Source organism: Mucilaginibacter sp. OAE612 (genome assembly GCF_041806395.1).
Lineage (GTDB): Bacteria > Bacteroidota > Bacteroidia > Sphingobacteriales > Sphingobacteriaceae > Mucilaginibacter > Mucilaginibacter rubeus.
On record NZ_JBGMUW010000001.1, the window covers coordinates 363,583 to 379,782 of the forward strand.

A 16,200-nucleotide genomic window follows, 5' to 3' on the forward strand; every position below is an offset into this window, starting at 1 on the left:
ACTAAAGCGAAACTATATCCTTAAAATGGACCAAAATTGTAAAAATCGGAACAGCTTAATTATTGAGCGCGGCGGAAAAATCGGTTGAACTTTCGGGCGAAAACCGGGAAGGGGGCGACCCGGTAAAGAATTTAAAATCCTTTATAAAATGCGACTGATCAAAGTACCCGCACTCATAAGCGATAGAGGTGAGCGATTGTTTGTTTTCGGCAACCCGGTAAAGGCTTTTTTGAAACCGTGCTATTTTAGTGTACAAGTTCGGGCTCAGCCCGGAATAGTTTAAAAATATTTTCTGAAGGTACCGGGAGGAAAGACCGTATTTAGCTGCCACTGTATTGATATTCTCCAGAAAATCCTCTTTTCTTAAGTCAAGCATGATGTTGTTAACCAGCTTTAGCCTGCTGAATTTAGGCCCTGATGCTAACAACCTTTTCATCAGAAATTCTTCAACTAAATCTATTCTCCGGTCCGGCGTTTTGGCCTCCATTAATCTCAAATGTAACAAAGCAGCTTCCTTTCCTCCCAGCTCTTTGAAATCAATGACCCGGTCATTAAATTCTTCTATCCGCTCATTAAAAAAGCAGGCGGCGGTATGGGTGAAAAAACGGATCCCAAACATACAGTGCTTACCGTAAGAGGTAAAAGTAAGTGGCTGTATAGTTTGTCCCCACAATTGTATATCGGGACAGGTTACCAGGCCGCCATTTTTTATTTGCTGAGGGCCATCCGCTCCCAGGTTGAATAAGATCTCGACAGCGCCGGTAGCAAACACCTTGTCATCAGTCATAACAGGAATATCTGTTTCGCACACAAAATAACATTGTATGAAATCTTTTAGTATGCCATTGGGAGGATATTCGGTATAGCGCATGTCGACTGCAATCTAATATATTCAAATTTAATAAATAAAATCTGCGAAAGGCCCCGATGGGACGGGAGAGTTGTATAATTACTTTTAATTGGAAAAGGGTGTAAGTAGTATATTTTATATATTGCGATGGTGTAATTCATTGTGATGAAAATTGTTGACATTAAACCTAAGCCATATATTAAGCTACGTATCATAGCTACATTGATAGATTACGGAATTTACTTCGCTTTTTTCTACACCTACGTAACGGTATTTAATCAAAGTTCTACACCTGGTGTTTCCCGGGTAGATGGTATGATGGCATTGCCTGTATTTATTGTGTGGTTTCTGTATTTTGTTGTGTCATGATATATGTAAGTTGAAAGTAGTTAAAGTCAACGGCGGCAAATTAACTTTGGGTGATGCGTTTAAACGCCGGGTTTGCGATTGCTTTGATATTCTTTTTTATGGATTGCCTGCGATAATTTGTATAACAAAAACAGAGAAGCATCAACGGATAGGTGACCTTTTTGCGGGAACCGTTGTTGTGAAGCGTTCGGATATTACTGAAACCGAAATAGTATTTTAAAATGATCAGGAAAGATAATTTTACCCTTCCCGGCGCTAAAGGGCGGCCAATGCTTATCGATGTTACCTACGACGATGTTTTTAAAAATACGCCGCTGGTAATTTTTGCCCATGGTTTTAAAGGGTTTAAAGATTGGGGCACGCATGATCTGTTAGCCCGGTATTTTGCCGAAAAGGGTTTTCGTTTCCTGAAATTTAACTTTTCGCATAATGGCACAACGCCCGCCAATCCCTTAGATTTTGCCGATCTGACAGCCTTTGCCGATAATACCGTCTCTATTGAACTGGAAGATTTGGATACCATCATTGATTTTGCCTGTAGTGGGGCAAGTATGCCTATGGCTAATGGTGTATACCTCATTGGGCATAGCATGGGCGGCGGTGTAAGTATTATCAAAACTGCCGAAGATAGCCGGATTAAAAAGCTGGTAACTATGGCTTCCATATCCGGTTTCCGGAACCTGTGGCCTAAGCAAATAGAACAACAGTGGCGTTTGCAGAGCGTTTTTTACTTTGAAAATAAGCGTACCGGGCAGCAAATGCCTGTTAAATCAACCCTGTTAGATGATCTTGACAATCACCCGCTGAGGCTGGATATCATTAGGCAGGCAGGTTTAATAAAACAGCCATGGCTCATCGTTCATGGTGATGCCGACCCTACCGTACCTGTAAGCCATTCCCTGCAATTGCATGAAGCTAATCCTGCTGCGGAATACATAGTGCAAAAAGGTGCAGATCATACTTTTGGCGGCGAACATCCTTTTACCGGAGATGCTTTGCCTGCCCCGCTGGTTGAGTTTTGTGATACGGCAATATCATTCTTAAGTAAATAAAGGTTGAGCCGCTTCAACCATCCGTAACTTTTTTGCGTTAGTTATATCATACCTGATATTAGTACTATAATTGCTGTTATGAGTTTACCCGCATCGCGAAAAAAAGGACGAAAATATCTCAATACCATACCTACCGATGAGGCCGGCTTTGGTAAAATGATTCCCATTTTAAGGGAGTACATGAACAACAAAGCCGAAAATACGCCTAAGAAAACTTTAGGTCCTTTTAAAACAGATCTATCGGTTTACATTACTCCGCCCACATCGGGCTTGCGCATTACCTGGGTTGGCCATTCCAGCATCCTGATTGAAATTGATGGCAAGCGCATCCTTACCGACCCGGTTTGGAGCGAGAGGGTTTCGTTTTCGCAATCATTCGGGCCGAAGCGGTTTTTTCAACCGCCGATAGCTTTGGAAGATCTGCCCCCGTTGGATGCGGTGATCCAGTCGCACGATCATTACGACCATCTGGATAAGGCTACCATTAAGTTTTTTGCGGATAAGAATATCCCTTTTTTCTGTTCGATAGGGGTAGCGCAGTATTTAACCAACTGGGGCATGGCCGCCAACTTTATTACTGAAATGGATTGGGGCGACAGCGCCATGATTGGCAATGAAATTGTACTTACGGCAACACCCTCACGCCATTTTTTCGGGCAGGGGTATTGTTGGGCGAAACGAAACATTGTGGTCGTCGTTCGTGATCAAAGGTCCGCAGCATAATATTTACTTTGGCGCCGATTCGGGTTACTCGCCCGAATTTAAGGCGATAGGAGAGGCTTTTGGTCCGTTTGATCTGACTATGCTGGAGATAGGAGCTTATGGTAAATTCTGGCCGGATATTCATATGGGGCCTGATAATGCTTCAAATGCGCATCTCGATCTGAAAGGCAAATTGATGATGCCCATCCATTACGGTACGTTTAACCTGGCCCCGCATGCCTGGTACGAGCCTATTGAATGGCTAACCGCTATGGCAAACCAAAAACACATCGATTTATTTGTACCCAAACCCGGTGAGCCAACCGAAGTAAAAGGTGCCTATAATTCTGATTGGTGGAAGGAATATTTATCTTAGAAGAATAAAAAACAATAAAAAACATGTCATTGCGAGCGTAGCGTGGCAATCGCACGGAGGCAGGTCCGCCCTGTATAGTATGCGATTGCTTCGTCGTGCCTCCTCGCAATGACATAGTTATGTAATCGACCATTCCATGTCCCAATCCTACATATTAGTTATCAACGGTAAACCCGAAGGCCCGTTTACCATTCCCGAGCTCAAAACGCGCGGCATCAAACCCGGCGATTTTGTTAAAACCGATGATATGGTGGATTACAAGGAAGCCAATGAAATAGCTGAATTAAGAGAACTGTTTGGCTTTGCCCGTCCTAAATTACTCATGCAGTACTACGGCAGTTTTGACCAGCGCTGGCTGGCCTCAGCGCTTGATTGGTTTATCTTATTTGGCATATTTGTTTTACTGGCAGCTATGGCAGTGTTCCTGTTCATTACGGATAAGCAGGCGCGGATATATACCTCTATTAGCATTGTCGCTTTTACGCCCATAGGCAAATTTATTTATCATGTGGTAATGGAAAGTTCGGTTAAGCAGGCTACTTACGGCAAACAAATGCTCAAAATAAAAGTAGTGGATCTGGATGGCAACCGGATCACTGTTGGCAAAGCCATCGGCCGTAACCTGGCCAAAATATTTTCGGTATTGACCTTTTTTGTCGGCTACCTGATGGCTTTTTTTAATAAACAGCAGCAATGTTTACATGATATGATAGCGGGAACACTGGTGATTAGGGATAGGTTGGTGTGATTTTGTATATTAGTTTATAATTCGTGGAAAATGAAAAAGGCTATCGTACTTGAAGTGCTACAATCTTTTGGGGATGAGATTGATATTGAAAAGTTAATTGAAAGGCTTTTGGCAAGTGATAATGAAAGTGCTTATAACGTTGACTTTGTGACCAAAATAAAAGAGAGCAGGGAGCAAGTTAGAAATGGGGATACCAATAGTATAAATATTGACGATTTATGATTTGAAGGCAGAAAACCTGTCCTTAATACGGTCAAAAGAAACATATTTGCCTTTTGTTTCCTCATCCAACATTCCATCCATCATTTTTTTATACTCATCAGTCAATTCTAAATTAAGATGGTGTTGATATAGTAAATCCTCATATTCACTTATCGGAATAATTACAGCAGTTTTTTTGCCTTTTTGATTGGTGATGAATTGAGTTGCTATTTATCAAATTTAGTGAATATTCTTTGATTTGATAACAGGTGAATTTATAGTTAACCCAAACATTACAGCCTTTAAACATTACAACTTCCTCCCATCAAACAACTTTCGTATTTTTGTAATCTAATTTCCGTCATTGATGAATACTGATGCTGTTAAAGTGCTGTCCGGCCGTTATTGTAACTCGTTAACCGAATATTCACGCTTTGTTACCCGCGAGGTTAACATTGGCGATGTGCCTATGGGTGGGAATAACCCAATCCGGATCCAAAGCATGACCACTACCGATACCATGGATACCATTGGTACGGTTGAGCAATCCATCCGCATGGTTGATGCCGGTTGCGAGTACGTGCGCATCACAGCGCCGAGCATCAAAGAAGCTCAGAACCTGGCCGAAATTAAAAAGCAGCTCCGTGCACGTGGTTACACGGTGCCTTTGGTTGCTGATATCCACTTTACTCCAAATGCTGCCGAGGTAGCTGCCCGTATAGTTGAAAAAGTACGCGTAAACCCCGGCAACTACGCCGATAAAAAGAAATTCGATCAGATTGATTATACCGACCTGGAGTACCAGGGCGAATTGGAACGCATCTTCCATAAATTTACACCGCTTGTAAAAGTTTGTAAGGAATATGGCACCGCTATGCGCATTGGCACCAACCACGGTTCGCTGAGCGACAGGATCATGAGCCGCTACGGCGATACCCCGCAGGGCATGGTTGAATCGGCCATGGAGTTTATGCGGATGTGCGAGCAGTTGAATTTTTATAACCTCGTGATCTCCATGAAGTCGAGCAATCCGCAGGTAATGGTACAGGCATACCGCCTGTTGGTTGAAACCATGGTTGCCGAAGGAATGAATTATCCGCTGCACCTTGGCGTAACCGAAGCAGGTGATGGTGAAGACGGCCGGATCAAGTCTGCCGTAGGTATTGGTACACTATTGGAGGATGGCCTCGGTGATACTGTTCGCGTGTCCCTCACCGAAGAGCCCGAAGCGGAAGCACCGGTCGCTATTGAGCTGGTTCGACGTTACACTATGAGGGAAAAGGCGAAAGGTGAAAGGCAAAAGGTAGCTACGGAAGTTAAAAACCTTTCGCCTTTAACCTTTGACCTTTTACCTTCAAAACACAACCCCTACGAATATAAAAAACGTGAAACCTACGAGGCCAACGCTTTCATAGGCGGGCATTTGGTGCCGCGGGTTGTTGTCGACCTATCTAAAAAGAACCTGAAAGACCCGGCGGTATTGAACGAGGCGGGCTACCTGTACTCGCCGCTGCTGGATAAATATAACATGGCCGAGCAATCGGTTGATTTTGTTTACCTGGCGGATGAATTACCTTCATTTACCTTACCGGGCAACTTAAAGCAGCTTTATAATTATAATACCTGGCTTAAACTGGCCGATAAAACCAACTGCCACCCGGTATTTACCTTACAGGAATATATTGGCGATGTCGATCGTTCATCAAAACTGAACCTTGTACATTTAAAACCTGCTGATATTGATTCGGAAGATTTTGGATCAATTCAACTGGATAAGTCGCTGGTGTTTGTACTCGAAACAGAGGCTTTACATGGCATGGCCGAGCAACGGTCTTTCTTCTTTAAAATGGAAGAACTGGGACTTGATGTGCCGGTGATAGTGAAGAGAAGTTATATTTTTGAGTCCGAAAGTCCGGAAGTCGGAAAGTCCGGAAGTGAGAAAGTCCATAGTCCATGGACCATGGACCATGGACAAACTCTTCTCCAACTCTACGCCTCTACTGATCTCGGCGCTTTATTGGTTGATGGTTTTGGCGATGGCATCTGGATTGATGCACCTGAATTGCCTACAAGTTTAATTACTTCTGCTTCTTTTGGTATTTTGCAGGCTACCCGGTCAAGGATTTCAAAAACGGAATATATCTCTTGCCCAAGCTGTGGGCGTACCTTGTTCGATCTGATGGTTACTACCCAAATGATCCGCAGTCGTACCAGTCACCTTAAAGGGTTAAAGATTGGCATCATGGGCTGTATTGTAAATGGTCCCGGTGAAATGGCTGATGCCGATTACGGTTACGTAGGCTCTGGTACTGATAAAATTACCCTTTACCGTGGTAAAGAAGCGGTAAAGAAAAACATCAGTTCGGCCAATGCGCTTGATGAGCTTATCAATATTATTAAAGGCGACGGCAATTGGATTGACGCGGTGCAAGAATAATTGTCTGAACCGGGATTAAACTGATTTGCCGGATTAGTTCCCTCAGGGTCTCTCGCAGAGGACCCTGAAGGAACGAGAAAAAATGACTTAATGACTAATGCCCCAATGACCTCTTAAAGAAGGTCAAAGCCAATATCTTTCCTAAAGTACATGCCATCATAATAAATCCGGCTTGCATCGGCAGTAGCCTGTTGCAGGGCGCTGAACATATTATCCTGTACGGTAGTAATAGCTAATACACGGCCGCCTGTGGTTATTACATCATTGCCATCCATTGAAGTGCCTGCGTGGAACACGATCGAGTCGCGCACGTTTTCGGTACCGGTAATCACCTTGTTTTTCAGGTATTCGCCTGGGTAACCGCCCGCAACCATGACTACGGTGGCCGCTGTTTTAGGGCTGATGATGATCTCTTTTTCGTTCAGGTTCCCTTCGGCAACGCCTAACAGCAAATCAACAAAGTCCGAATCTATACGGCGCATCACACTTTCCGTTTCCGGATCGCCCATACGGCAGTTGTATTCAATAACCCAGGGTTCACCATTGCTGTTCATCAAGCCAATAAAAATAAAACCTTTATAAGGGATGCCATCTTTCTTCAAACCTTCAATGGTAGGGGTGATCACGCCCTCCTCTACCTTTTTCATATAGGCAGCATCGGCAAATGGAACGGGAGAGATAGAGCCCATACCACCGGTATTTAAGCCGGTATCCCCTTCGCCAATACGTTTATAGTCTTTAGCCTCGGGTAAAATTTTATAGCTGTTACCATCGGTCATCACAAAAACCGAGAGCTCAATGCCTGTTAAAAATTGTTCAACAACCACACGTGAGCTCGCTTCGCCAAATTTAGCATCGGCCAGCATAGCAGTAAGTTCGGTTTGGGCTTCCTCTAAAGTAAGGCAAATCAGTACTCCTTTACCGGCTGCAAGTCCATCGGCTTTCAATACCACAGGTAAACCGGCAGTAGCCAAATAAGTAAGACCATCCTGCAGGGTATCTTTGGTGAAAGTTCTGTAAGCAGCAGTAGGGATGTTATGTCTTTCCATAAACTGCTTGGAGAAATCTTTACTGCCTTCCAATTGTGCGCCTTCCTGCTGCGGACCAACAACCGGGATGTTTTTCAATTGCTCATCGGCCAGGAAAAAATCATGAACGCCTTTTACCAGGGGCTCTTCGGGGCCAACCAATACCAGGTTGATATCCTCTTTTAAAACAAGTGCTTTAATGCCTTCAAAGTCGGTAACTTTAATATTTACGTTTGTACCGTATTGGGTGGTGCCGGCATTGCCGGGAGCAATAAAAAGTTTGTCGCAATGAGCGCTTTGGGCTACTTTCCAGGCGAAGGCACTTTCCCTTCCGCCCGAACCAAGGATCAGAATGTTCATGCGGCAAAGATAGTTTTTTTAATAAGCCTTTAATACTATATATGAGGCTACTTGTGTTATAAGTAGTAAATTTACCTCATGGCCCGTAGACTCGAAAAGTTTGAAAAGCTCCCGGTATACCAAAAATCGCAGGAATTATTTGACCTGGCGGATGTAATTGCCGAATCATTAAAGGAAGACAGCATGAAAGAACATCTGGCCATACAGATGTGCAGTAATGCCGCTCTTATCCAGGCAAAAATTGCCGGCGCCGAAGGTGGTAGCCTGTATTCGCTGCGGATGCAAAATGCTGTGCTCATTAAACTTGCGGTACAGGATATGTTTAATGCCGTATCTTTTGCATCAATGGTAAAAATTAATGAAGAGGACTATGTACAGTTGATGAGGGAAAAAGTAGAGGAGTTTCGACTGGTTTTTGTAGAATGGATCAGGGGATTTGATAAAAGCTATGATATCCCCGACAATTGGGCCATCCGCTTTGACACCAGTACGCCCGAACAGGAAAAGATGGAAGAGCTGATGTTTGATGAAGACCGCTTTTTTAGCGAATTTAATGAGGATGACGAAGACATGGGCAGCTTCGATGATTTTGACGATGATGAAGAGGATGAGGACAAAAACGACGACGATAAATAAAAGCAGGACGACATCAATTTGATTTCGGATATCGAATTTTTGATTCCGGATTTTGAACCAAACGAAAAGAGCTGAAGGATTTTCCCTCAGCTCTTTTATGTTTTTTAGCTTTCTGCTTTAAGCCTTCGGCCTTCAGCTAGCAGTATTGTTCAAACGCGTCAATCAGGTTATCGGCAATCATTTGTGCCGGGCGGCCTTCTATCTGGTAGCGCTCAATCATATGCACCAGCTTGCCATCTTTAAACAGCGCCATAGCAGGTGATGATGGCGGATAAGGCAGCATATAGTTACGCGCGGTATCAACAGCTTCTTTTTCCATGCCCGCAAAAACGGTTACCAGTTTATCAGGATGTTTGCCGTTTGCGGCGGCAATTTTAGCAGCCGGGCGTGCGTTTGCCGCAGCACAGCCACATACCGAGTTAACCATTACAAATACTGTACCTTCGCTTTCAATAGCGTTTTTTACAGCATCGGCATCTTTTAATTCTTCAAAACCAACCCTGGTCAGATCTTCCCGCATCGGGGCTACTAAATATTCCGGATACATCATTTTTTTTTGCTTTACAATAAAATCAGTGTTACAAAAATAAGAAATGATACTTGGTTTACGTTTATAAAAACTCAATAATAACAATTGGTTGACGATTAACGTAGAAGGCTATTTCATTGATAACCTGTTTACATACATTTAATATTGTTTTATTAACAGTAATTTTTAACTTGCATACCCCTAATTTATTTTGAATTTGATGAAACTTAAAACACCTGATATTAGCACTGTTGTTATCATCAACAAAAATCAACAGCATACAAAATCATTACAAATAAAAACCAAGCACCTTAACAGGCTTAAACACTACGCGTGGAGCATAGCTGCTGTTGTTGCCGTACTTGGTGGCTTGGTGTTTTACCTGCATCACAAAAGCGCTGTGCAGGAGGCCGAAAACCAACAGTTACAGGCGCAGATAGCTAAACTTAAAGGCACCATGCCGGTTGTTAAAGCAGAGGTAAATACGCAGGGTACTGCCCAGTCGTACATTCAATCTATCGAGGTTAAACTTAAAACTATAAATGAGTATTTAAAAAGGCGCGGCCTTAAAGGTTTTACTGTAAAGGGTACTGGGGGCGATGGCAACAGGGAAGGGGTAAAGCTACCCGATACCGAAGCTTACAGCCTGTATGACGATTATCTTAAACATTTAACAAGCACCATTGCATTTACCCCTATGGGCTATCCGAGGATCAGCTCGTTTACCTCATTTTTTGGTTACAGGAGCGACCCTTTTGATTCGGAGCATGCCGAGTTTCACCCTGGTATTGATTTTAAAGGTAACCGTGGCGACGCAGTAAAATGTACGGCCAGCGGCAAAGTTGTTTTTGCGGGATGGGCCGGTGGTTATGGTAAATGCATCAGGATTCAGCATATTAATAACCTGGAGACCTTGTACGGTCACCTTTCAAAAATTGAAGTGAAGGTAGGGCAGCAGGTTACGGTTGGCGATAATATTGGCAAGGTAGGTTCAACCGGGCACTCAACAGGTGCGCACTTGCATTATGAAGTACGTAAAAACGGGAAACCAATTAACCCGGTAAATTTTTTAACCCTGAATAAATAAGTTCTAAGAAGGAAGTTTGTTAAGTCGGAAGTGTTAAGTCCTGAGTCGGAAGTCGACCATGGATTATTATGATGCAGATTTAGAACTATCGACTTCGGACTTAGAAGTTAAGACTTTAAAAACATGGCTATTTTTTCTAAAAAAGATAAGGTTGCGCTTGATTTACAGGCAATCTCAACCCTCATTAGTGAAGGCAGTGTATTAGAAGGTAACCTGAAAGCCCCGGCTTTTGTACGGATCGACGGATTGGTTAACGGCGATGTAATGGTTGATGAGGGCCTGATCCTGGGCGAAAAGGGCGAGGTTAAGGGAAATATAAGTACTAAAGAGATCTTTGTTTATGGCACGGTAAGGGGCGATATTAATACCTCTTCGCTTGAAATAAAAGCTACAGGCCGTATAACCGGCGACATCAAAACACAGAACCTGGCCGTTGAAAATGGCGGGGTTTATAACGGCAACCTGACTATGCAGCAGGGAGAGGTGCAAAAGCAGTTGCAGGCATAGATAGCTTATACGTTCTTGCTGCTAAATAGCACAATTGCCCGTTCTTGTCAATGAAAACCAAACATTTCATTTTCACAAGGATATCAGTTAACTTTGCACTCTCAAAATAAAATCGATATGTCATCAGTAGAAACTGCATTCGTTAAATACAAAGTAAAAGATCTGTCGCTGGCAGAGTGGGGCCGGAAGGAAATTGAACTGGCTGAGGCTGAGATGCCCGGCTTAATGGCTTTACGTAAAGAGTACGGCCCAAGCCAGCCGCTTAAAGGCGCAAGGATTGCCGGTTGTTTGCACATGACCATCCAAACCGCTGTTTTAATTGAAACCCTGATTGCCCTTGGTGCCGAAGTTACCTGGTCGTCATGTAATATATTCTCAACCCAGGACCATGCCGCTGCTGCTATTGCTGCCGCCGGCATTTCTGTTTACGCCTGGAAAGGCATGAATGCCGAAGAATTTGACTGGTGCATTGAACAAACTTTATTTTTTGGCGAAGACCGCCAGCCGCTTAACATGATCCTTGATGATGGCGGTGATTTAACCAACATGGTATTGGATAAATACCCTGAGCTGGTTGCTGCTATCAAAGGCTTATCAGAAGAAACAACCACCGGCGTACACCGTTTATATGAGCGCATGAAAGCAGGAACCCTGCCAATGCCTGCTATTAACGTTAATGATTCGGTTACCAAATCAAAATTTGATAACAAATACGGTTGCCGCGAATCATTGGTTGACGCTATCCGTCGCGCTACCGATGTGATGATGGCCGGTAAAGTGGCCGTTGTTTGCGGTTATGGCGATGTTGGTAAAGGTTCGGCCGATTCATTACGCAATTCCGGCGTACGTGTTATTGTTACCGAAATCGACCCGATCTGTGCTTTACAGGCTGCAATGGAAGGTTTTGAAGTTAAAAAACTAAGCACTGCTATCACTGAAGCCGATATCGTGGTTACTGCTACAGGCAACAAGAACATTGTTCGCGAGCAGCACTTCCGTGCGTTGAAAGATAAAGCTATCGTTTGTAACATCGGTCACTTTGATAACGAGATTGACATGGCCTGGTTAAACGGTGCTTATGGCAATACCAAAGTAGAAATTAAGCCGCAGGTTGATAAATATACCATTGAAGGTAAAGACGTTATTGTGTTAGCCGAAGGCCGTTTGGTTAACTTAGGTTGCGCTACCGGTCACCCAAGCTTTGTAATGAGTAACTCGTTCACCAACCAAACTTTAGCTCAGTTAGAGCTTTGGACAAACGGTGCCGCCTATGAAAACAAAGTTTACACCCTGCCAAAACACCTGGACGAAAAAGTAGCCCGCCTGCACCTTGCAAAAATTGGTGTTGAGCTTGAAATACTTGACCAGGACCAGGCCGAGTACATCGGCGTAACGGTTGAAGGTCCGTTTAAACCGGAATATTACCGTTATTAATCTTTTTAGGTTAAACAATAAAGGAGAAAGCCGAAAGGCTCTTTGCTTGGAAAATATGGAGAGGCTGTATCACATGGTGATGCGGCCTTTTTTGATTTATATGATTTGATGTTTTTCATTGGTCAAGTTCGATGAACTATCCCGGGCATCAGCTTTTGGAGGGTGCAGTTGAAATGTGTTTCACACTTGAAGACGCGCCACAAACAGGGAGGACTTGCGGCAGTAATTGATAGGTTATTTGATATTTAAGCTGATATGGATTGAAAAATCAGTAATATTCCTGTTATAATAGCTGTAATGACTAAACCCCAACTTTTAATGTAGCTGATTTTTAAAATTTTCCCACCCATGTCTTCATAATACGGGTCCTTCCCTTTAACAAAAATTCTGTAAAATAAATATGCAATTGCTAAAGAGAAAATACCGTAGAAGAATAGTTCCCAATTCATTTTTTTAATACCGTTTGTTAAGGTTGTAGTTTGAGGTTTAAGCGAATTTAGAAATTATTACTCATAAGAATTTATTTTTCGCCAACACTTAGAGCCATTAAAAAATGGTAATATTTATGTAGTTATGACCGTTAATTGTTTGTCATTTGCTAATATTGACAATCGATTACAATGTGTGATCTGTACACATTTATACCTGTTTTATGCGTAAATTATTTACTTTATTATTTGTTGTTATTGCACTATCGGCCCGGAGCCAAACCAGGGGCGATTTTTCGGGCACCGTTACCGATAGCAAGAACCAGCCTATCGCGGGCGCTACGGTGTATTTGCTCAATACCAATTACCAAACCAGTGCCGACAGAAGCGGAAAATTTATTTTAAAAAGCATAACTGCCGGGAAATATACCCTGCATATCAGCGCTGTTGGTTATGCGGCTAAAAATATCCCGGTAATTATAATCGGTACCAGTCGCCCAATAACAATTCAGTTGAATGATGCCAGCAACCAGTTGGATGAGGTTACGGTATCTGCCCAAAAAACCGAAGAGCAGGCACAACGTGTACCATTCAGCATTTCAACGCTCTCGGCCAAACAAATACAGGATTACAGGCTTTGGGACCTGAAAGACCTCACCGCCATTGTACCTAACTTAAACTCAGGTGCTCCCGGCGATGGCCGTACCGTTACCGGCATCCGCGGGATTGTTACCACATCATACGATCCGGCTGTGGCTACTTACGTTGATGGTGTAAACCAATACGGACTGGATACCTATATCCCCCAATTGCTGGATGTGGATAGGATAGAAGTGCTTCGCGGCCCGCAGGGAACGCTTTACGGCCGTAATGCTACAGGCGGCGTTATCAATGTGATCACCAGGCAGCCATCAAACACCCTGAGCGGTTTTGCCGGTGTTGATGTGGGTAATTACAATCAACAGCGCTATACATTGGGCATCAAGGCCCCATTAGTAAAAGGTAAATTGTATTTAGGCGTAGCTGGAATTTATTCAGGCTTTAATGGTTTTTATACCAACACCTTTAATAATACCCATTTTGATAAACAACATTACTTTTTAGGTAACTATTACCTAAAGTTTTTGGCTACTTCAAAGCTCGCTTTCACCCTGAATGTAAAAAACTACAACAACCGCAACAACGGCGCATTCACTTTAGCCGGTTCGCCCGATGATGCTCTAAGTCGTCCTTTTGAGGTTAACCAGAACGCTACGACTAAAATGGTTGATAATACTTTCCAGTCATCATTAACGGCTAATTACAGCGGTAGTGATTTTAATTTTACTTCGCAAACATCTTACCAGGTAAACAACCGCTATTATACCACACCTATCGATGGCGATTTTTCCCCTATCGACGCCGTATCTATCGTAAACAACTATGGCGGCAAATGGAATAAAGTAAAAACCACCATCCAGGAGTTCCGCTTTACTTCGCCGGCTTCATCTGCCTCAAAATTGAAATGGGCAGCCGGGACTTATGGCTTTTATCACTATGCGCCAAACAGGCAGTGCACTTACTTTGGTGACGATGCCGGCGCTGTTGGCTCGCCGATGACGGATTTTACCAGTATCAATACCAATACCGACAGGAACTATGGCATAGCTGTTTACGGGCAGGCTACTTATGCCGTGAATGAGCAGTTTGACATCACCGCGGGTTTGCGTTATGACTACGAGCATAAAAAAGAAAACGTAATGGGCGAGTTTCTGCCAAATGGCGGCGAACCGGTGGTTACCCGTTCGGATACTTCGTCAACGGCACATTACAAAGCCTTTACGCCTAAAGTGAGTTTGGCTTACCATGTATCGGCACACAGTAATTTGTTTGCTACGTACAGCCGCGGTTTCCGCGCGGGAGGCATTACCGAACTGGGTTCTGATCCTTCGTCTCCGCCGCTTTATTCTTTCAAGCCCGAGTACAGTAATAATTTTGAAGTAGGATCAAAAAACGACTTTTTAGATAACCGCCTCCGTGTAAACGTAACCGCATTTTATACCCGCGTTACCGATGCCCAGGTACCAACCCTGGTATTGCCTGATGCTATTACCATTACCAAAAACGCAGGCAAGTTAAGCAGCAAAGGTATAGAGGCCGAAATTAACGCTACCCCAATTAAAGGCCTGGAGTTTGATTACAACTTTGGTTATACCCACGCCCGTTATACTACGTTGGTTGTAGGCAACAATGGCGAAGAGGTGAATTTGAAGGGCAACAAGCAAATTTATACACCGAACATTACCAGTATGCTGGCCTTACAATATGGCTATGATTTGGGCGGTGCGCTGAAAACCAAATTGATTGCCCGCGGCGAGTGGCGCTATCTTGGCGATCAGTATTTTGACCTCGCTAACCAGATAGAACAAAAAGGCTACAGCAAGTTCAACGCGAGGTTAGGTGTAAGTACCAAAAGGTTCGGTCTGTTCTTTTGGGAAAGCAATATCGCCAATAAAAAATACATTGATTATGCCTATGATTTCGGCGCGACACACTTAGGCAACCCGCGGACCTATGGAGTGTCTCTGAATACTACTTTTTAATTGAAAAAACAGGTTCAAACGTCCATGTTTGAATGATGCTTTTTTATAGCATTGGGATGTGCGATTCCCCTCTCGAGAGGGGTGGAGGGGTGTGTTTCTGCTTTGATAAACTTACAAACACACCCCTGCTACCGCTCGACCCATCGCGCTCCCTCTCAAGAGGGGATTTTAAAATGCTTCTTCTAAGCCATGCCCGGGTAAGTCGACGCATTAGGTTATTTTACCTTATAATATCCCGGATATTTTTCGTTAATTCAATCAAAATCTGACTGTTAATAAACTCCGATCACCATGAAAAAGAATATCCTGCCTCTGCTTATCGCTATAATTACCATTGCTATCACTTTTCCTGCGCACTCGCAGGTTATTACCAAATACGGAGATAATGTAAGTACCCTTGATGGCATCATGAAAGCCTATTACGGCGTAGTTACTGTTAAAAAAGGCGAAAAGGTAAGTTATGAGCGCGATAGCCTGCTGCATATTGCCAATGCCCATGTTGGTGCAGGCTATACCGATAAACATGGCAAACAGCAGTTTAGCTATATGACGTTGAAGGAATACCACAAACTGGCCGACCCATCATTGTCAAAAAATGGTTTTGACGAGCGGGAGATTGCCCGGCGGGTTGAAAAATTTGGCAGTATTTACCATGTATGGAGCACCTACGAATCGCGCAACACAGCTGATGGGCCGGTAACCGAGCGCGGCATCAACAGCATTGAACTATTTAACGATGGCACCCGTTTCTGGATTCTCGCCTGGTTTTATGATGGCGAACGGAAGGATAATCCGATACCTGCGGAGTATTTGAAGTAAGTTTTTTGGGTTCATGGTTGATAGATCATGATTCATAGTTTGAGTATAGGCATTT

General features: G+C 43.5%; 17 protein-coding genes. 14 read left to right on the plus strand and 3 right to left on the minus strand.

Translation table 11 applies throughout. From position 1 onward, the window contains the following. Window positions 1-55: 55 nt before the first annotated feature. Window positions 56-871: a DUF6597 domain-containing transcriptional factor gene (locus tag ABID99_RS01550; protein WP_373612643.1), complete on the minus strand. Its 816-nt coding sequence runs from the start codon at window positions 869-871 to the stop codon at window positions 56-58. A gap of 144 nt (window positions 872-1,015) precedes the next feature. Between ABID99_RS01550 and ABID99_RS01555 the strand changes: the two genes are divergently transcribed. From ABID99_RS01555 to ispG, 8 genes are all read left to right on the plus strand, one after another. Then, complete coding sequence (locus ABID99_RS01555; RefSeq protein ID WP_373612644.1) at window positions 1,016-1,219, plus strand: hypothetical protein; 204 nt, start codon at window positions 1,016-1,018, stop codon at window positions 1,217-1,219. Window positions 1,220-1,229: 10 nt separating this feature from the next. Next, window positions 1,230-1,439, plus strand: a complete 210-nt coding sequence (locus ABID99_RS01560) for an RDD family protein (RefSeq protein ID WP_373612645.1) — start codon at window positions 1,230-1,232, stop codon at window positions 1,437-1,439. A 1-nt stretch (window position 1,440) separates the two neighbouring features. Continuing rightward, window positions 1,441-2,271: an alpha/beta hydrolase family protein gene (locus ABID99_RS01565; protein WP_373612646.1), complete on the plus strand. Its 831-nt coding sequence runs from the start codon at window positions 1,441-1,443 to the stop codon at window positions 2,269-2,271. A 78-nt stretch (window positions 2,272-2,349) separates the two neighbouring features. Further along, window positions 2,350-2,994 carry an MBL fold metallo-hydrolase gene (locus tag ABID99_RS01570; protein WP_373612647.1) on the plus strand — a complete coding sequence of 215 codons (645 nt, stop codon included), beginning with the start codon at window positions 2,350-2,352 and terminating at the stop codon, window positions 2,992-2,994. Further along, window positions 2,885-3,349 carry an MBL fold metallo-hydrolase gene (locus ABID99_RS01575; RefSeq protein WP_373612648.1) on the plus strand — a complete coding sequence of 155 codons (465 nt, stop codon included), beginning with the start codon at window positions 2,885-2,887 and terminating at the stop codon, window positions 3,347-3,349. Before ABID99_RS01570 ends, ABID99_RS01575 begins: the two co-directional genes overlap by 110 nt. A 136-nt stretch (window positions 3,350-3,485) precedes the next feature. Then, window positions 3,486-4,097 (plus strand): RDD family protein, encoded by a 612-nt coding sequence (locus tag ABID99_RS01580; RefSeq protein WP_373612649.1) that lies wholly within the window; start codon window positions 3,486-3,488, stop codon window positions 4,095-4,097. Between the two features lie 30 nt (window positions 4,098-4,127). Further along, window positions 4,128-4,319 (plus strand): DUF2683 family protein, encoded by a 192-nt coding sequence (locus ABID99_RS01585; RefSeq protein ID WP_373612650.1) that lies wholly within the window; start codon window positions 4,128-4,130, stop codon window positions 4,317-4,319. A 346-nt stretch (window positions 4,320-4,665) separates the two neighbouring features. Then, the gene (gene ispG, locus ABID99_RS01590) at window positions 4,666-6,735 is read left to right on the plus strand and encodes a (E)-4-hydroxy-3-methylbut-2-enyl-diphosphate synthase (RefSeq protein ID WP_373612651.1); all 2,070 of its coding nucleotides are present in this window, start codon (window positions 4,666-4,668) and stop codon (window positions 6,733-6,735) included. 113 nt (window positions 6,736-6,848) lie between these two features. Here ispG and purD read toward each other — a convergent pair whose 3' ends face one another. Next, window positions 6,849-8,123 (minus strand): phosphoribosylamine--glycine ligase, encoded by a 1,275-nt coding sequence (gene purD, locus ABID99_RS01595; RefSeq protein ID WP_373612652.1) that lies wholly within the window; start codon window positions 8,121-8,123, stop codon window positions 6,849-6,851. 78 nt (window positions 8,124-8,201) lie between these two features. Between purD and ABID99_RS01600 the strand changes: the two genes are divergently transcribed. Then, entirely contained in the window at window positions 8,202-8,759 is a 558-nt protein-coding gene (locus ABID99_RS01600) for a hypothetical protein (RefSeq protein ID WP_373612653.1), read from the plus strand. A gap of 136 nt (window positions 8,760-8,895) precedes the next feature. Here the strand turns inward: ABID99_RS01600 and ABID99_RS01605 are convergent, their stop codons facing one another. Continuing rightward, window positions 8,896-9,306 carry a BrxA/BrxB family bacilliredoxin gene (locus ABID99_RS01605; protein WP_090529680.1) on the minus strand — a complete coding sequence of 137 codons (411 nt, stop codon included), beginning with the start codon at window positions 9,304-9,306 and terminating at the stop codon, window positions 8,896-8,898. 202 nt (window positions 9,307-9,508) lie between these two features. Between ABID99_RS01605 and ABID99_RS01610 the strand changes: the two genes are divergently transcribed. The 5 genes from ABID99_RS01610 (at window position 9,509) to ABID99_RS01630 (ending at window position 16,145) form a co-directional block, all read left to right on the plus strand. Continuing rightward, entirely contained in the window at window positions 9,509-10,375 is an 867-nt protein-coding gene (locus ABID99_RS01610; protein ID WP_354485962.1) for a peptidoglycan DD-metalloendopeptidase family protein, read from the plus strand. Window positions 10,376-10,498: 123 nt separating this feature from the next. Continuing rightward, window positions 10,499-10,882: a polymer-forming cytoskeletal protein gene (locus ABID99_RS01615; RefSeq protein ID WP_090529026.1), complete on the plus strand. Its 384-nt coding sequence runs from the start codon at window positions 10,499-10,501 to the stop codon at window positions 10,880-10,882. Between the two features lie 117 nt (window positions 10,883-10,999). After that, complete coding sequence (gene ahcY, locus ABID99_RS01620; protein ID WP_373612654.1) at window positions 11,000-12,316, plus strand: adenosylhomocysteinase; 1,317 nt, start codon at window positions 11,000-11,002, stop codon at window positions 12,314-12,316. 652 nt (window positions 12,317-12,968) lie between these two features. After that, the gene (locus ABID99_RS01625; protein WP_373612655.1) at window positions 12,969-15,326 is read left to right on the plus strand and encodes a TonB-dependent receptor; all 2,358 of its coding nucleotides are present in this window, start codon (window positions 12,969-12,971) and stop codon (window positions 15,324-15,326) included. 291 nt (window positions 15,327-15,617) lie between these two features. Next, complete coding sequence (locus ABID99_RS01630) at window positions 15,618-16,145, plus strand: hypothetical protein (RefSeq protein ID WP_373612656.1); 528 nt, start codon at window positions 15,618-15,620, stop codon at window positions 16,143-16,145. The last annotated feature ends 55 nt before the right edge of the window (window positions 16,146-16,200 follow it).

Bases quoted from the DNA above. Each gene is read 5' to 3' on its own strand.
- ABID99_RS01600 (WP_373612653.1), top strand. From the start codon at position 8,202: ATGGCCCGTAGACTCGAAAAGTTTGAAAAGCTCCCGGTATACCAAAAA.
- ABID99_RS01585 (WP_373612650.1), top strand. From the start codon at position 4,128: ATGAAAAAGGCTATCGTACTTGAAGTGCTACAATCTTTTGGGGATGAG.
- ABID99_RS01630 (WP_373612656.1), top strand. From the start codon at position 15,618: ATGAAAAAGAATATCCTGCCTCTGCTTATCGCTATAATTACCATTGCT.
- ahcY (WP_373612654.1), top strand. From the start codon at position 11,000: ATGTCATCAGTAGAAACTGCATTCGTTAAATACAAAGTAAAAGATCTG.
- ABID99_RS01565 (WP_373612646.1), top strand. From the start codon at position 1,441: ATGATCAGGAAAGATAATTTTACCCTTCCCGGCGCTAAAGGGCGGCCA.
- ABID99_RS01625 (WP_373612655.1), top strand. From the start codon at position 12,969: ATGCGTAAATTATTTACTTTATTATTTGTTGTTATTGCACTATCGGCC.
- ABID99_RS01550 (WP_373612643.1), bottom strand. From the start codon at position 871: ATGCGCTATACCGAATATCCTCCCAATGGCATACTAAAAGATTTCATA.
- ABID99_RS01605 (WP_090529680.1), bottom strand. From the start codon at position 9,306: ATGTATCCGGAATATTTAGTAGCCCCGATGCGGGAAGATCTGACCAGG.
- ABID99_RS01615 (WP_090529026.1), top strand. From the start codon at position 10,499: ATGGCTATTTTTTCTAAAAAAGATAAGGTTGCGCTTGATTTACAGGCA.
- purD (WP_373612652.1), bottom strand. From the start codon at position 8,123: ATGAACATTCTGATCCTTGGTTCGGGCGGAAGGGAAAGTGCCTTCGCC.
- ABID99_RS01570 (WP_373612647.1), top strand. From the start codon at position 2,350: ATGAGTTTACCCGCATCGCGAAAAAAAGGACGAAAATATCTCAATACC.
- ABID99_RS01575 (WP_373612648.1), top strand. From the start codon at position 2,885: ATGAAATTGTACTTACGGCAACACCCTCACGCCATTTTTTCGGGCAGG.
- ABID99_RS01580 (WP_373612649.1), top strand. From the start codon at position 3,486: ATGTCCCAATCCTACATATTAGTTATCAACGGTAAACCCGAAGGCCCG.
- ispG (WP_373612651.1), top strand. From the start codon at position 4,666: ATGAATACTGATGCTGTTAAAGTGCTGTCCGGCCGTTATTGTAACTCG.
- ABID99_RS01610 (WP_354485962.1), top strand. From the start codon at position 9,509: ATGAAACTTAAAACACCTGATATTAGCACTGTTGTTATCATCAACAAA.
- ABID99_RS01555 (WP_373612644.1), top strand. From the start codon at position 1,016: ATGAAAATTGTTGACATTAAACCTAAGCCATATATTAAGCTACGTATC.